Annotated in this window: 13 protein-coding genes and 1 pseudogene; 2 read left to right on the top strand and 12 right to left on the bottom strand. The window is 40.0% G+C overall.

From position 1 onward, the window contains the following. Positions 1 to 12: 12 nt before the first annotated feature. Complete coding sequence (locus DXA05_RS17840) at positions 13 to 3099, bottom strand: TonB-dependent receptor (protein ID WP_128859447.1); 3087 nt, start codon at positions 3097 to 3099, stop codon at positions 13 to 15. 532 nt (positions 3100 to 3631) lie between these two features. Between DXA05_RS17840 and DXA05_RS17845 the strand changes: the two genes are divergently transcribed. Beyond that, positions 3632 to 4048 carry a helix-turn-helix domain-containing protein gene (locus DXA05_RS17845; protein ID WP_004306458.1) on the top strand — a complete coding sequence of 139 codons (417 nt, stop codon included), beginning with the start codon at positions 3632 to 3634 and terminating at the stop codon, positions 4046 to 4048. A gap of 15 nt (positions 4049 to 4063) precedes the next feature. Continuing rightward, positions 4064 to 4468 (top strand): helix-turn-helix transcriptional regulator, encoded by a 405-nt coding sequence (locus DXA05_RS17850; protein ID WP_004309090.1) that lies wholly within the window; start codon positions 4064 to 4066, stop codon positions 4466 to 4468. 464 nt (positions 4469 to 4932) lie between these two features. On the opposite strand, the gene DXA05_RS17855 is transcribed toward DXA05_RS17850, so the two are convergent. The 11 genes and pseudogenes from DXA05_RS17855 to DXA05_RS17905 all read right to left on the bottom strand — a co-directional run bounded on the left by DXA05_RS17855 (position 4933) and on the right by DXA05_RS17905 (position 15085). Further along, on the bottom strand, positions 4933 to 5802 hold the full coding sequence (locus DXA05_RS17855) for an urea transporter (RefSeq protein ID WP_080558394.1): 870 nt from the start codon (positions 5800 to 5802) through the stop codon (positions 4933 to 4935). Positions 5803 to 5976: 174 nt separating this feature from the next. Next, positions 5977 to 6747 (bottom strand): arginase family protein, encoded by a 771-nt coding sequence (locus DXA05_RS17860; RefSeq protein WP_004306464.1) that lies wholly within the window; start codon positions 6745 to 6747, stop codon positions 5977 to 5979. 188 nt (positions 6748 to 6935) lie between these two features. Beyond that, entirely contained in the window at positions 6936 to 9494 is a 2559-nt protein-coding gene (gene glgP / locus DXA05_RS17865; RefSeq protein ID WP_004326384.1) for an alpha-glucan family phosphorylase, read from the bottom strand. A gap of 152 nt (positions 9495 to 9646) precedes the next feature. Then, positions 9647 to 10630, bottom strand: coding sequence for a 6-phosphofructokinase (gene pfkA, locus DXA05_RS17870; protein WP_008777393.1), 984 nt, complete (start codon positions 10628 to 10630; stop codon positions 9647 to 9649). Between the two features lie 20 nt (positions 10631 to 10650). Further along, a complete protein-coding gene (locus DXA05_RS17875; protein ID WP_008650022.1) occupies positions 10651 to 11151 on the bottom strand; it encodes an RNA polymerase sigma factor in 501 nt (166 codons plus the stop codon). Positions 11152 to 11236: 85 nt separating this feature from the next. After that, positions 11237 to 11665 carry an Hsp20/alpha crystallin family protein gene (locus tag DXA05_RS17880; protein WP_004309103.1) on the bottom strand — a complete coding sequence of 143 codons (429 nt, stop codon included), beginning with the start codon at positions 11663 to 11665 and terminating at the stop codon, positions 11237 to 11239. 65 nt (positions 11666 to 11730) lie between these two features. Next, the gene (gene gpmA, locus DXA05_RS17885; RefSeq protein WP_004309105.1) at positions 11731 to 12480 is read right to left on the bottom strand and encodes a 2,3-diphosphoglycerate-dependent phosphoglycerate mutase; all 750 of its coding nucleotides are present in this window, start codon (positions 12478 to 12480) and stop codon (positions 11731 to 11733) included. A 13-nt stretch (positions 12481 to 12493) separates the two neighbouring features. After that, a complete protein-coding gene (locus DXA05_RS17890) occupies positions 12494 to 13546 on the bottom strand; it encodes a class I fructose-bisphosphate aldolase (protein ID WP_004309107.1) in 1053 nt (350 codons plus the stop codon). Positions 13547 to 13575: 29 nt separating this feature from the next. Then, a complete protein-coding gene (locus DXA05_RS17895; RefSeq protein WP_004309108.1) occupies positions 13576 to 14055 on the bottom strand; it encodes a ferritin in 480 nt (159 codons plus the stop codon). A gap of 212 nt (positions 14056 to 14267) precedes the next feature. After that, positions 14268 to 14695: pseudogene (locus DXA05_RS17900) on the bottom strand (ferritin-like domain-containing protein). Between the two features lie 192 nt (positions 14696 to 14887). Further along, positions 14888 to 15085 (bottom strand): hypothetical protein, encoded by a 198-nt coding sequence (locus DXA05_RS17905; protein ID WP_004306485.1) that lies wholly within the window; start codon positions 15083 to 15085, stop codon positions 14888 to 14890. Positions 15086 to 15516: the final 431 nt, after the last annotated feature.

Genomic DNA, 15516 nt, shown 5'->3' on the forward strand with positions numbered 1-15516 from the left:
TATAATCTTTTGTTAGAATGTCAAATTAACGCCAAAAACAAATTGCCGGTAGGTAGGAAATGCATCCGAACCGTTGGTTTCGGGATCAGTATCTTTCAACTGCTTATCTTTTACAAAGATGAACGGATTGTAGGCTGTGGCATAAATACGGCATTTCTCCATTAAAACTTTGCGGGAAATATTGACGGGTAGTGTATATCCCAGCGTGATATTCTTAATCTTAATGAAGGAGCCGTTGCGCACTCTTAATGAAGGATATACGGTTTTTTGTTCGTCTCCCGTTCCGGGACGGGGGAAATAGGCTCCTTGATTATCCTCTGTCCAGTAGTCTACGCCTGCCAGTTGATTCTTGGTTACGCTCTGTTCGGCGGTATAATAACCGAGCAGGTCACTGTTGATTGTCTGTCCGTAACGCGCCATGGCAAAGACGGATAAATCAAAATTCTTGTAGGTGAAGGAATTGCTGAATCCGATGATCCAGTCCGGATTGGAATGTCCTAGAATTTGCCGGTCTTCCGTACTGTATTTATGCACACCTTCATCGCCTTTCTGGTCTAAGGTTTCTATCTTGATGAATCCGGGTTTTACGCCGTAGGCATCCAATGTTTCCTGTGGAGTATCGGTTCCCCAAATTCCGGTATATTTATATCCGTAAATAGCTTTAATCGGTTCACCGACAAACAGGTTTTCGGCGATCAGATCACCGTCAGGCAGATCGTCTATTTGTTCCTTGTTCCAGGTGACGGATAAAGTGGTATTCCAGGTGAAATCTTTATTCCGTATGTTGTGCGAAGTGATCGTTGCTTCCACGCCTTGGTTACTGGTCTGGGCGATGTTCTGCCAGATAGCCAGAGGCGATCCCCATCCGGTCAGACCGCTGGTGATGGGCAATGTACGTTTGAATAATAATCCTTTGGTGGTTGTCTTGAACCATTCTACCGATCCGTCAATGCGACCGTTTAGGATACCGAAATCCAACCCCACATTCCAGTTGTATGACTTCTCCCAGCCGAGATCGGAACTACCGTAGGTACCGGAGTATTGCGTGAAAGGAACAATCTTCCCATTAATGGAAATTCCCGAAGCGGCATATACGTATGCTTGTGTTGTGGTACTGTATGCGGTGGTTCCTCCCGAGTTACCCGTGATACCGTAGCTCACTCTCAACTTCAGGTTGTCTAGCCAACTACGTGTCTTTTCCATAAATGCCTCGTCTGATATTCTCCACGCCAGTGCACCTGCGGGGAAAGCATCCCATTTATGTCCGGTAGAAAATTGTGAAACACCGTCCCAACGGGTAGAGAAGTTAAATAGGTATTTACCCTTGTATGAATAGTTCAGACGGAAGGCAAAAGACATTTTCTGCGTCTGTGCGAAGTCGGATTCTACATGTTGGGAAGTGCCCGATGTCAGTCGCCAGAAAGACCATTGATCTACCATTTGACCGCTGGAGGCAGCCATGCTACTTTCCGACTGGTTCTTATTCCAGGAAGTAATCAGTGAACCTCCCAGATTATGGTCTTTGGCGATGGTTGTGTTGTATGCGAGAATATTTTCCCAAGTGTAATTCCAGGCATTGTTGTTGGTGATGGAAGCATGCGGTGAACCTGCATAAGACGGACGGTTGGCATTGCACTTCTCTCCCCAGTATTGCCCGCGGCGTGAGTGATTCAACGTACCATTGACACGACTGGTAAAAGTCAGGTCTTTGACGGGAGTTAGTTCGACATAGCCACTCACGTTCAGGTAGGTGGAACGTGTGTTGTCTACATACTGATTCTCTATGAAATCACTCATTGGGGAATATTGTCCCGTGATGTATTCGTGATTGATCTCCCCTTTTTCGGTAGATGCATCACCCAACGGGATGGCGGAGAGAGATTTGGTGAATGTGTTTTTTACACCGGAGTTCAAGTCCCGGTAGACTAAATTGGAGGTAAAGCCCACCTTTGCCCACGAAAATATCTGCTGATCCAGGTTGAGGCGTAACGAATATCTGTTCAGATTTTCGTTATTAAGTAAACCTTCCTCCCGGTTGTAAGAAGTTGAAGCAAATAATTTTGTCTTTTCAGTGCCACTGCTGACCGAAAGACTGTATTTCTGTGTGGTAGCCGTGTTGCCCGACACTTCATCTATCCAGTCTATCCATTTGCCATCGTTGTATGCATCTATAAAATCCTGTTTTCCCAGTAGGGCGGACATATCGGTGGGATAGTCACCGTTTTTATATTTATATGCTTCCCGTTGGTAGGTGACCCATTCATCCCGCGTCATCCCATGCCTGTAGTTGGGTGAACCGCTGAATCCGTAATAAGCATCGAAGTTTACGGTAGCTTTCCCCTCTTTTCCTCTTTTGGTGGTGATAATGACAACGCCGTTTGCTCCTGCGGAACCATAAATGGCGGTGGAAGAAGCATCTTTCAATACATCTACACTCTCAATATCCGACGGGCTGACCTGGCTATAGCTGCCGGGGATTCCATCGATAATAAACAATGGTTCGTTGCTGCCATAAATAGATCGTGAACCACGTAACAGGATAGTGACATCACCTCCTACCTGTCCCGAAGTTTTGGTGATATCCATTCCGGGTATCTTGCCTTGAAGGGCTTCCATCACATTATTGGTAGGAGCGGCCAGTACTTCCGCACTTTTGACGGAGGTTACCGCCCCCGTCAAATCCCGTTTTTTGACCGATCCGTATCCTACCACCACTACTTCATCAATCAGTCTGGCATCTTCCGTCAGTATGATTTCCAGCTTGTTCTTGTTGCGTGTATTGACTTCCTGCTCCGTGTATCCCATATAAGATACCTTTAATATTGCATTGGGCGATACGTGCAGTGTGAACAGTCCGTCTACATTCGTAATCGTCCCGTTGCTGGTACCTTTTTCAACGATATTCGCTCCGATAATCGTCTCTCCTTGAGAGTTTTTCACTATACCCGAGATCGTTCTGCTCTGTTGGCAATAAGCCCGTGTTGATCCAAGTATCGATAATGAACCTATTAATAGGAATAATAGGTAAAAATTCATTCTATAAACAGTCTTTAGGGAATTATTCCACCCTATGTTTGTTTTATCAGAAAATGATTTCATGCTTTTTGTTTAATTGTATGTTTACTAATTTGTTTTTGGATAGCTAAATTTTCGGCCGATTTAAAGCTATGTCTCGATTGTAACGACTTTACTTACCCCATAGGCTATTAGATTTTATTGGTTTAATGATGATTGTTCAGAATGTCAATTGCACATCCTTCTGCACTGTTTTAAATGTGGCGCCACGATTCATGTCAGCTAAAAACTGACAGGGCAAAATTATGCATATAGAACTGGGGATTGAAAAATATAGAGTTGACTTTTATCAGACTGAGTTGTTTCTTACTACCTGTTGTATATTTGATTTTATAAAGTAATATTGTTGTTGATTAAACCTTTACCCGTCGTAAACTTTACGGTAGTAAAGTTTTAGAAGTAGATAAAATGATAAAGACTGGGATAAAATAGATCTAATTAGGTTATATTTAAAAGAGAAACAGATAGAAAGCTGTCTTTTTCAAAGGGCGATATGTAGTTGCGAATTTTATTTTCATTATCTTTGTCTCAATGTATTTACTAAAGCAACAATGATATGGATATTAAAGTAAAAGACAAGGTGAATCAAAGGCATGTCGGTCGCAATCTGCAAAGAATCCGTGTGTATCTGGGTATGAAACAGGAAGCGTTGGCTTCTGATCTGGGTGTTAGTCAGCAGGAGATCTCGAAAATAGAGAAACAAGATGAAATAGAAGACGGACTGTTGACAAAAATAGCTGAAGTCTTGGGAATATCTACTGATGTCATCAAGGATTTTGATGTTGAAAAAGCCATTTGTAATATTAATAATTATAAAGATGCTACCATTTCTCCGGGAGCAATTGCTACTGTTTATGCTCATAACCAACAGATTAATCCTATTGAAAAGGTGGTTGAACTGTATGAACGCTTGTTGAAAAGTGAACAAGAGAAAATAGAGATTCTAAGAGAGTGCATAAAGCAGGGAAAATAATCAACAGACTGGAATATGGAAACGGAAAAGTACACAAATACAATTCATCTGGGAAGAAAAATTGAACGGGTGCGTCGGCTTCGGGGAATGACTCAAGCGGAACTCGGTGATTTGTTAGGTATAACGAAACAGGCTGTTTCGAAAATAGAACAAACAGAGAAGTTTGACGATGAACGGTTAGGTGAGATTGCTTCAGCACTAGGCGTTACTGTAGATGGGCTGAAGAGTTTTAATGAAGAGACAATCCTGTATAATACGAATAACTTCTACGAGAATTGTGGTGTTAAAAGTGCTGTCAGTAATACAGGCAATAATCAGACCTTTAATAGTTTTCCTGTTGAACAGGTAATTGAGATTTTCGAAAAGCTGTTGGATAAACAAAAGGAACAATTTGAAACTTTAAAAAAAGAGAAGAAATAAATATCTCCAAGATATTGAATTTTATCAGTAGTAGTTATATTCCTGATACAATGATAGCTGAATTGATTTCCTCAAAAAACAAGGAAATAGATTGGTTGAAAGAAGAAATAAAGTTTTTAAGAGGGGAAAATGAAAAACTGTTGCTGATTGTGGGTGAAAAGATATGAGATGATGTTATCATAATTATGTGATACACTTCTGTCTGTTGTTTATATGGGTAGTTATCACCTTTATGTTGTAAGCATAACTAAGATCTGATTGAGACTTTATAAATAATATTTTTTACTGTAAATGTTGAGGTATCCAAACTCTTTTTAATTCAAGGAGTTTGGATGCTATTTTTAAGTTTACTGCATTATGGTGTAGTATTCATAATACAAAAGCAAATATTTCGGGTGACAAGATGATATCTTTTATCTTTTTCTTTGAAAAAAAATATCACAAACTTTTATTTGAAGACTAATTTAGTTATTCTGCGTTCTTATTACTTTTTGTATCATTAGTATGATCCATACAGATATAACAAAGGGAGCGGTTAAGGTAGTGATACCCAAACTCATTCCTAGAATCTGTAATACGGTGGACAGTAAGACAGAGCATCCTGCCCATACGCCACTTTCCCAGCCCGTTCCTCCTAAAGCTATTGCACATAATACCCCATTATAGCCCATTAATCCGGCATTTAAGTCTGTAGCATCCACTTCAAGTAAAATGGCTAGGGGAATAGGAAGAAGTGCTCCCAAGATAGTATAGAGACTTGCCTTTCGAGAATTAATCAAAATGCCTATAAGGAAACATAATCCGGATAGAATTGTATTTCCCTGAAACATGACTTGCCCTATACCTAAGCAGAAGGCTTGGAAATAATTAATATTCTGTGTGGTATCAATAACCGTATAGGAAACTGATAGTAAATCTGGTATAAGCCAGCTGCAAACTCCCAACATTCCCCATACAGCAAGAATGAAAGGAGCAGTAAAGCCAGGAATTAAACGTTGCTGATTAAAAAAATAGGCAATCCATGTGGAAAGGGCCGAAGCGATAATCAACATGATTAAACTTCCTACCGATAATTGTAGAAATACGCCAACTGCTATACCTACTAAAGTTCCATTAAATCCGTATAATCCATTTTTAATATCATCATACTTATATCCCGAAAAATGGGCTGTCAGTGTACTTATTATATTACCGCAGACTGCTAGTATTCCCATTTGCCATGAGTTTAGAAATATTCCAATTAGCATGAATAATCCGGATAACGCATTATTCTGAAACATCACTTGTCCTATTCCACGTCCCAGAATAAGTAATAAATTGTGTATAAAGACCATTTGTATAAAAGATTGACTGATAAAATGATGACAAAAGTACAACCTTCTATTGAAAATAGCAATATCAAGAGATGGAGAATTAGAAAAGTGTAAAGAGATGTGGAATTATCATGTACGGTCAATTCACTAATTATTGTGCTAAGCATAATATTCATGACTATGTTAATGATTTACTTATAGGGGATGAATCTCGTTTTGATTGGACAGGAATAGATTTAATAGTTCCTTATTGGCCTTACTGTTAATTGAAAGTTCTCTGTTTTTTTGGAAAACATCCAAAGAACTGGAACATTCACCGCAGATATCTACTCCGATAATTTCTTCTTTTTTTAGAATGATGGAGAGGAGTTTCTCCAATTCGGTCAGTGATAGGGAACCCTGATCCCAATTGGTTACTGCTGATTTTATGTCCAATACATCTTTGTCCACTGATATATAGACAGGCTCATTCAGATGTTCATGAGAGAATCTGTTCCATCCTTCTTCGTGAGAAAGTTCTGTTTCGCTATAAAACTTTAATTTTTCTCCATAATTGGGATGCAGTGCTTTGATCAACTTTTCAGCAGCACCGACGATACATACTTTTTGAAGATAAGGATTTGTATCCAATACTTTTTTCACCCAACATCCGCATGACATTAGATTGTCAAATAAGGAAGGTTGCATATCTGGATGATGATCAAAGACAACTAGTGAGAATGGGGTCTTTATTTTATCCGTCCAAAATTTACTGATATAATGATAGTTACCGGAATCAATGAAATGTATTCCTTCAGGTAAGTAGGGGGCCATTCTTTGTCTAATGACTTTGGCTGCTTCTGCATCACAGTAGCAGTTGGTTCCGTTTAGGTCGGTACAATCTATCCACTGGAAATGGATGTCGTTTATAAATCTTTCCTGCTCATAGACATGAGTGAAATTCATAAGAATAATGTTCGGTTTCATTGTTCTTTATCTTTTATTGAATAACCTTTGAAACTTGTCATGTATAAAAGCGGAGTGTGTCAAAACGCAGATTAACGCAAATTATCGCAGATTATTTCAATTATATTTATATATTAATCAACGATTTATGAAATTATTTCTGCGATAATTTGCGTTTTATTATTCATTATGACACACCTCCCTTTTTTTTAAAACCATCGGACGTAACAAAAATCTTGTCTATGTGGTAATAGATTATTTTTGGGATACATGCGGAAAGCCTGTTTGAAACTTCCGGCATTAAAAATTTGAGATGTCCCCTTGAAGGTATATAGATTCCCGTCTTTGGAAACTAGTGGAAGAGGTATGACTTCATAGATATGATCTTGACCACTTTCATGCTGAATAATGACCAATTCAATTCCAATTGCATCATCCAGACCTTTCTCATCGACAACAACTGTTACTTCATATTCCTTTCCGGCTTCGATTGTCGCATCCAACCCGTTTCCGGCTTTTATGGATTTGATTTCAATGGAATCCCACCTGTTTCGGACAGCGGTTTTCCAGTCAGATATCATTTTGGCTTTTGCATTATTGTCAGCAGAGAGAATGTGGAAATGCTCCGACAGTTTGATATAGAATTTCTCATAGTAATCGTCCAGTTGCCTTTTCATGGTAAAACGGGGAGCTATTTGTGCGATTGAATTCTTGATGTACTTAATCCAGTTTTCCGAATACTCCTTATCTCCATGTTCATAATATGCAGGAAGAATGTCATGCTCCAATAGATAGTAAATTGCTTCGGCGTCCAGCTGGTTCTGATATTGTTCATTCTGGTAGATACTTTTGTCGGTCAGCGCCCATCCTGCATCCTTACAATAGCCTTCATACCACCAACCATCCAACACTGAGAAATTAAGTACACCGTTCATCAGTGCCTTTTCCCCTGATGTGCCTGAGGCTTCGGCCAGACGTGTGGGAGTGTTCAGCCAGATATCCACCCCTGCGATAAGATGTCTTGCCAGATCCATATCATAGTTTTCAAGAAATATGATTTTACCTAGGAATTCAGGACGCCGGGATATTTCCACAATCTGCCTGATTAGTCCCTGGCCGGCACCGTCACTGGGATGAGCCTTCCCTGTAAAGATGAATTGTACCGGATATTTCGGATTGTTCACTATTTTAGCCAGGCGGTCGATATCGGTAAACAAAAGATGCGCCCTTTTATATGTAGCAAAACGTCGTCCGAAACCAATCAGAAGGGCATTCGGGTTAAACTTCTCAAAAATGGAAATGGTTAATGACGGATCGATCTGGCTTCTAAGCCAGTCTTTGCTGCATTTTCTTTTGATATAATCTATCAGTTTGGTTTTTAGTTTCAGGCGGGTATTCCATATTTCTTCGTCCGGAATGTCGTAGACAGCTTCCCAGATTTTTTGATTGGACTGGTCATGAATAAAGCTCTCATCAAAATTGTCTTTGAAAAGCTTTTCCCATTCGGTGGCGCACCAAGTAGGGAAATGTACGCCATTAGTCACATAGCCCACATGATTCTCTTCCGGGAAGTAGCCTTTCCAGATAGGAGCGAACATTTCCTGTGACACAGTTTTATGCAACAGGCTGACTCCGTTTACTTCCTGGCTGGTTTTACAGGCGAATACAGACATACAGAAACGTTCTCCTTTGTCTCCCGGATTATGGCGTCCGAGATCCATCAGGTTATTCCAGGTTATGCCCAGTTTGTCGGGATACCCTTTCATGTATTTGTTGAAAAGTCCCTCGTCAAAATAATCATGGCCGGCGGGTACAGGTGTATGTACGGTATAAAGAGAAGAAGCGCGTACTAATTCCATCGCTTGGCCGAAATCCAGACCACCGGCTATATAATCACATAACCGCTGAATGTTGATTAATGCGGCATGGCCTTCATTGCAGTGATATACGTCTTTTTCTATACCCAAAGCTTTCAGTGTCATCATGCCGCCTATACCGAGTAAAATCTCCTGTTTCAGCCGGTTCTCCCAGTCACCGCCATACAGATGGTGGGTAATTGGACGGTCAAACTCGCTATTGAGTTCATTGTCCGTGTCCAGTAGATAAAGGGGGATTCTTCCTACATTGACTCTCCAGACATTGGCATGTACAATAAAGCTGTCGGCGTAGGGAATGTGGATTACCAGCTGTTTTCCATCTGGTTGCATCACTTTTTCGATTGGGAGCTGTCCGAAATTCTGTGCTTCATAATTGGCAATCTGCTGCCCGTCCATGGAAAGAGACTGGTCAAAGTAGCCATAACGGTACAACAGTCCTACGGCACAAAGGTCAACGTTGCTGTCTGATGCCTCTTTCAGGTAATCGCCCGCAAGTATTCCAAGACCACCGGAATATATTTTGAGGACCTTGTCTAAGCCGTATTCCATACTGAAATAGGCTACTGACGGACGTTTATGATCTGGAACTACATTAATGTATTCCTTGAAAGCAGTATAGACGGTATTCATCTTGCGGATAAAAAACTCATCATGTGCCAGTGTTACCAGCTTCTCATAATTCATCCGCTCCAGGAACAATATCGGATTTTGCTCCGTTTCTTCCCAAAGCTCCGGATCTAGGTCGCAATACATACTTTTGGCGTCATCATTCCATGTCCACCATAGATTACGTGCTATTTCCGCAAGTTTTCCCAATTCCATGGGAAGATGTGAACCGACTGTAATTTCCCTCCATTGAGGAGTGTTTACATTATAACTTGGATATTCCATAACATTGTACATTAAATAGTTTATATTTCCTTGTTTATTTTATAATAGGGCATTATCCATACCGGATAAAACTTTGTAGTTTCCCGATGATGATACAGTCCGGTATGTCTGCCTCCCGGAGTGTCTTTCCAAGCAGTGGTGAATTAATAACTTTATATGGACAGCTCGTTAAGTACCCGAATCAGGCTTTTGTCAATAGGCTTGTCATTTTTGATTGCTTGTGCAAAAGGAACATAGACAATTTCATTGTTCCGTATGCCTATCATCACATTCTGTTGGTCTTCCATCAGAGCCTGGATGGCTGCTTCTCCTAATCGGCTTGCCAGTATACGGTCGTTGGCACTTGGAGCCCCACCGCGTTGCAGATGTCCCAGAATGGAAACTCTTACATCATATTCAGGATATTCCTTTTTTACCCGGTCGGCATAGTACATGGCACCTCCATTTTTATTTTGGGGACTTTCGGTCACAATGACGATACTGCTGTTTTTTGTTTTTCTGAATCCACGTCCGATAAATGTCTCCAGCTGGTCCACATCCGTTTTGTCCTCCGGAATAATGGCAGCTTCAGCCCCTGAAGCAATCGCACTGTTCTGGGCCAGGAAGCCCGCATCACGTCCCATCACCTCGACAAAGAAAATGCGGTCGTGTGAGGTTGCGGTGTCTCTTATTTTATCTACACATTCAACAATTGTATTTAATGCCGTGTCGTATCCTATGGTGAAATCAGTACCATATAAATCATTGTCAATCGTACCGGGTAGTCCTATACATGTCACGTTATACTCTTCGGCAAAGATACGGGCTCCCGTCAGAGAACCGTCTCCACCGATAATAATCAGTGCACTGATATTTTCTTTTTGTATAACTTCATAGGCTTTCTTACGTCCTTCCGGAGTGGTAAAAGCTTCGGAACGCGCTGTTTTCAGTATAGTACCTCCCCTTTGAATAATACTGCTCACGTCTTCTGTTGTGAGTTCCTTTACTTCACCGGCAATCAGTCCTTCGTATCCCCTATAAATTCCCTTTATTTTAAAGCCGTTGAAGATGGCGGTACGGGTTACGGCGCGGATCGCTGCATTCATTCCTGACGCATCCCCTCCGGAAGTCAGGATTCCAATATACTTGTTATTCATAATTCATTTTTATACAATTATTAGACAAAATCAGAAAGTAACTGCTTTAATTTTTTCCTACTATGAAAGATACGGCTTTTTATTGTACCTAGCGACACTCCTGTTTCTTGAGCTATTTCCCGATATTTGAATCCGGATATATACAACATAAAAGCGTTGTAATGTTCTTTAGGTAGTGTTTTAAGGGCTGCCCTTATCTCCTTGGCATCTTGACTATTGTCTATGAAAGCAAAAGAGTCATCTCTTAGCAGGAAATGATAGTCGGGTTCGGATAATATATATAAGTCTCCCTGGCTTTTTTTTATCCGGTAGTTATTTATAAAAGCGTTACGCATAATGATATACATCCAGCCTTTAAAATTTGTTCCAGGATCAAATTTATCCTTATTATCCAGAGCTTTCAACATTGTTTCCTGCAATAAATCCTCAGCATCGTGTTTGTCAGCTGTCAATTTATATGCAAAACCTAGCAGATCACTTTGCAGAGCTATTAATGCTTCATCAAAATTGAATGTTTTCATTATAGTGATTTGAGGTTCAAAGGTTTATATCAAGGCATCCCCCTAAATATAAGGAACGCCTTGGGTAAAGTTTAGCTAAGATATCTTATTTGATATCAATAGTTCTGGTTATCTTCTGAACTTCTTTGTCCACTGTTTTGGGAATATCTATAGACAGAATCCCATGTTCTACCTTGGCTGTAATCTTATCTTTTTCAACATTGTCCGGCAGTATGATACTTTGTTGGAATTTGGAATAAGAGAATTCACGGCGTAGGTATTTTTTGTCTTTTTTCTCCTCATTCTTCTCTTCCTTCTTTTCCATGCAGATTACTAGATTGTTGTTTTCATCCACATTAACGGTGAAGTCATTTTTTGTCATTCCCGGAGCTGCCAATTGGATTTTATAGTCCTTTTCATTTTCAATTACATTAATAGCGGGGGCTGTTGCATTTGCCTTCATCATCCACTCATTGTTAAAGAAATCATTAAAAATACTTGGTAACCAATTCTGGTTCATTTTTGTAGGTACCATTTTTACCTCCTTTTTTAGTTAATAATTAAAGTTTAGAAAATATGTCTGGCTGCTTGACAGAACTTTTATTGTTTAGTCATTCCTTGTTTTGCTACAGCTTCCGTCCGTTTACGTATCTCTTCCGGATCACCGAGAAAATAGTCTTTGACAAGAGCCAGCCGGTTGTCGAATTCAAAAACGTAAGGAACTGCTGTAGGCAGGTTCAGGTTGGAAATGTCTGTATCGGATATTTCCTTGAGATGCTTGATGATTCCACGCAGGCTGTTGCCATGGGCAACTACCAGCAGGTTATCCTTACATGTCAATGTGGGAAAGATGATGCATTTCCAATAAGGCATTACACGCTCAATGGCATCTTTCAAGGATTCCGTACGTGGAAGTTCCATATCCGGGACATCTGCATAACGTATGTCTTTACTCGGATTGCGCGAATCGTCCTCTCCCAATGCTGCAGGAGCTATATCATAACTTCTCCGCCAGGTGTGTACTTGTTCTTCACCATATTGGGCAGCCGTCTCACTTTTGTTAAGTCCCTGAAGTATGCCGTAATGTTTCTCATTCAACCTCCATGTCTTTTCGACGGGAATCCAGCTCTCATTCAGGCGGTCCAGAACGTAGTCCAGCGTTTTTATAGCACGTTTTAAGTAAGAAGTGTAGGCAATCTCAAAAGAAAATCCGGCTTCTCGTAATGTATCGCCTGCTTTGCAGGCTTCTACAACGCCTTTTTCACTTAAATCAACATCTGTCCACCCGGTGAAGCGGTTTTCTTGGTTCCATAGGCTCTCACCATGACGTAATAATACTATTCTTTTCATGGACGACCTGTCTTTATGCAATGGTTATTGAAGAATCCAAATATACATCCTGTATGGTGCTCAATAGCTGGACCCCATCTTTCATTGGTTTTTGGAAGGCTTTCCGACCACTAATCAACCCCATACCGCCAGCACGTTTGTTCACTACTGCTGTAACAACAGCATCATGCAGGTCGGATTCTCCATGAGATTCACCACCCGAGTTGATTAGTCCGACGCGTCCCATATAGCCGTTAGCTACCTGATAACGGCAAAGGTCTATCGGGTGGTCAGTTGTCAGCTCTGTATACATGCGCTCATTTGTTTTTCCGAAGCCGATGGCTTTGAAGCCACCATTATTGGACGGAAGTTTTTGTTTTACGATGTCAGCCTTGATCGTTACTCCGATATGGTTGGCTTGGCCTGTCAGGTCGGCTGCAGCGTGATAGTCGGTTCCGTCTTTCTTAAAACCGCTGTTTCTCAAATAACACCATAAAATGGTAGCCATTCCCAGTTCATGAGCATATTCAAAAGCTTGCGATACTTCCACTATTTGGCGGCGACTTTGCTCCGAACCGAAATAAATAGTGGCTCCAACTGCTATGGCGCCCATATTCCATGCTTCTTTTATTGTACCGAACATTACTTGGTCATAGCTATTCGGATAAGTAAGCAGTTCGTTATGATTCAATTTGACGATGAATGGAATTTTATGGGCGTATTTCCGTGCTACGGCGCCTAATACGCCGAATGTAGATGCTACGGCATTACATCCTCCTTCAATAGCCAATTTTACGATGTTCTCCGGATCAAAATAAAGTGGATTGGGAGCGAAAGATGCCCCAGCAGAATGCTCTATACCCTGGTCTACAGGTAGGATGGATACATAGCCGGTATTCGCTAAACGTCCATGTCCATATAAAGTTTGCAAACTCTCCAATGTCCGAATGTTTCTGTCCGAATTTATCCATACCTTATCTACTATATCCGGACCCGGAATATGAATCAGTTGTTTATCTATTGTCTTGCATGTATGGTTTAGGTAGTATTCAGCCTGCCCACCTAATATATCTACTGTTTTGCTCATATCATTTATCTTTTAACTATTCAGGTTTATTATTTGCATCCATCCAATTTAGCATCTATGAAAAGGATACCACTATCTCCGGCTTTCTTTAACAGGTTTACAATATTCTGTACACCGGCTTCTTCCTCTACTTGTTCCCGGACAAATTTCCACAGAAAATCCTGTGTGGCATTATCCTTTTCTTCTGAAGCTAAGTATACCAATTCGTCAATCAACTTGGAGATATGCTTTTCATGTTCCAAGGCATGTTCAAAAACTTCCAAAGAATTTCCCCATCCTTGTGGAACTACATCCACTTTGTCTACTTTCGGTGTCGCCTCACGTTTAACCATATACTCGGCAATGGTGCACGCATGTCCCACTTCTTTTGCAGATTGTTTCCGCATCCAGTTGGCCATACCTGAAAAACCTTCTTTTTTTAGATAGAAAGACATAGACAGATACAAGTTGGCAGACCATAATTCTGCTGTGATTTGTTCATTCAAAGCATTTTGTAATTTCTCACTCATAATGATTTAAATTTTTAGAGTTAATAATAATTTAATATTCTCTCTTATCTTGAAACAAGCATAAACTTGTCCCAAAATGTCGATAAAACCGGGTTATCCTATTAATAAAATATTCATGATCTATTTTATTATTGTTTATTATGTTGCAAAAAGTAGACCATACAAGTATATAATCTTTAATATTATGAGATGTTAAATGGAGGGACATACTGTTAGAAATAAGGTCGTCTCCGCACATTTTCTTGGGCAAGAATACGTAATAATTCCAAAAGGGCCGTACTTAGATATATTCGGTCTGAATACAGCCTGTTGATGAAAGAATTAGAGGACGCATCCACGTTTCGGCATAGTATGAGGAGTATGGAGACTAGGCGGGACATATATCGTTCATGTTCAATCAATTCGTTTAAGGCACTTACTGGAGCTTGCCATTTTGCACATCCCGTTTTATCTCATTAATTGCAACGCATCCTCCATTATGATATATCCAGCTCATCATTTGATAGACTTTGTTCATATTATCCTGAGCCTGGGTATTTAGCCAGGAGCTCAGTATCGGGAGTTGTTCACTTTCAAAATAAACCTGTAAAGACAGGTATAAGTTGGTTGACCATATTTCTGCGTTGATCAATTCATTCATGGTACTTTCTATTCGTTTATCTATCATTATTCTGAACATTAAGGTTACATAACTGATTGCGTACGTTTCTTGGTATATAAAAATTCCATTTCATAGAGGTAATCTATAAAAATGAAACTTTTAACGATAGTTTAATGATGCGACATTTTTACTGCATTGGACAAATTGTCGCATAAGGCGGAATAATAATGTCTATTTGTCACTTCCACGAGTGATAATCAATAAAATATCCAACAATTTTTCTATTCTTACAATATTATCATATATAGATTCCAAGGTCTTAGGATACAGATAAGACTTACAGTCCTGTATTTCCTTTGCCAAAGCGAGAACTTGTAACCAAAGGTCTTTTTCTGTATGGTGAGAGGAACCGCTATTATTGGCTATCATGGAGGAAGGTCTCAGAAAAATATGTTGGCATGTAATTTGTAAGATAGTGATTGTGTGTTTTGAAAAAAACAGGAATGGAAATAAACAGAATAAGAATTTCACTAAAGACAGTAACAAACGAAGAACAGAAACCGGTCGAGACAGTCGTCTTACTTTTAGAACAAGTTGCTTTCATAATGTTTATCTTCTAGTCAACTCTGTTCCCTGGAGCTGTGTTTATATATAAAGTTAAGCTCTAAGTTTGCAGTTAATAGATAAGAGGTCGGAAATTTATTTTAAAAAAGTCAAGCGAGACGAATAATTACCTCCGCATCTTATCAGGAAATATCAGTCTTATTATCTTTGTTGTATTAAGATAAAGACTGATAGGCGGGAAGAGGACACCATAAAAGAGAAAGCACTTGAGGCTAGCCACGTAACGGCCTCTCTCC

Origin of the sequence: Bacteroides sp. AM54-2NS, from assembly GCF_003602935.1 — a bacterium.
Classification (GTDB): domain Bacteria; phylum Bacteroidota; class Bacteroidia; order Bacteroidales; family Bacteroidaceae; genus Bacteroides; species Bacteroides xylanisolvens.

Excerpts from the sequence above, each read along its gene's own strand:
- DXA05_RS17840 (WP_128859447.1), bottom strand. The coding sequence starts at position 3,099 with ATGAAATCATTTTCTGATAAAACAAACATAGGGTGGAATAATTCCCTA.
- DXA05_RS17845 (WP_004306458.1), top strand. The coding sequence starts at position 3,632 with ATGGATATTAAAGTAAAAGACAAGGTGAATCAAAGGCATGTCGGTCGC.
- DXA05_RS17850 (WP_004309090.1), top strand. The coding sequence starts at position 4,064 with ATGGAAACGGAAAAGTACACAAATACAATTCATCTGGGAAGAAAAATT.
- DXA05_RS17855 (WP_080558394.1), bottom strand. The coding sequence starts at position 5,802 with ATGGTCTTTATACACAATTTATTACTTATTCTGGGACGTGGAATAGGA.
- DXA05_RS17860 (WP_004306464.1), bottom strand. The coding sequence starts at position 6,747 with ATGAAACCGAACATTATTCTTATGAATTTCACTCATGTCTATGAGCAG.
- glgP (WP_004326384.1), bottom strand. The coding sequence starts at position 9,494 with ATGGAATATCCAAGTTATAATGTAAACACTCCTCAATGGAGGGAAATT.
- pfkA (WP_008777393.1), bottom strand. The coding sequence starts at position 10,630 with ATGAATAACAAGTATATTGGAATCCTGACTTCCGGAGGGGATGCGTCA.
- DXA05_RS17875 (WP_008650022.1), bottom strand. The coding sequence starts at position 11,151 with ATGAAAACATTCAATTTTGATGAAGCATTAATAGCTCTGCAAAGTGAT.
- DXA05_RS17880 (WP_004309103.1), bottom strand. The coding sequence starts at position 11,665 with ATGGTACCTACAAAAATGAACCAGAATTGGTTACCAAGTATTTTTAAT.
- gpmA (WP_004309105.1), bottom strand. The coding sequence starts at position 12,480 with ATGAAAAGAATAGTATTATTACGTCATGGTGAGAGCCTATGGAACCAA.
- DXA05_RS17890 (WP_004309107.1), bottom strand. The coding sequence starts at position 13,546 with ATGAGCAAAACAGTAGATATATTAGGTGGGCAGGCTGAATACTACCTA.
- DXA05_RS17895 (WP_004309108.1), bottom strand. The coding sequence starts at position 14,055 with ATGAGTGAGAAATTACAAAATGCTTTGAATGAACAAATCACAGCAGAA.
- DXA05_RS17905 (WP_004306485.1), bottom strand. The coding sequence starts at position 15,085 with ATGATAGCCAATAATAGCGGTTCCTCTCACCATACAGAAAAAGACCTT.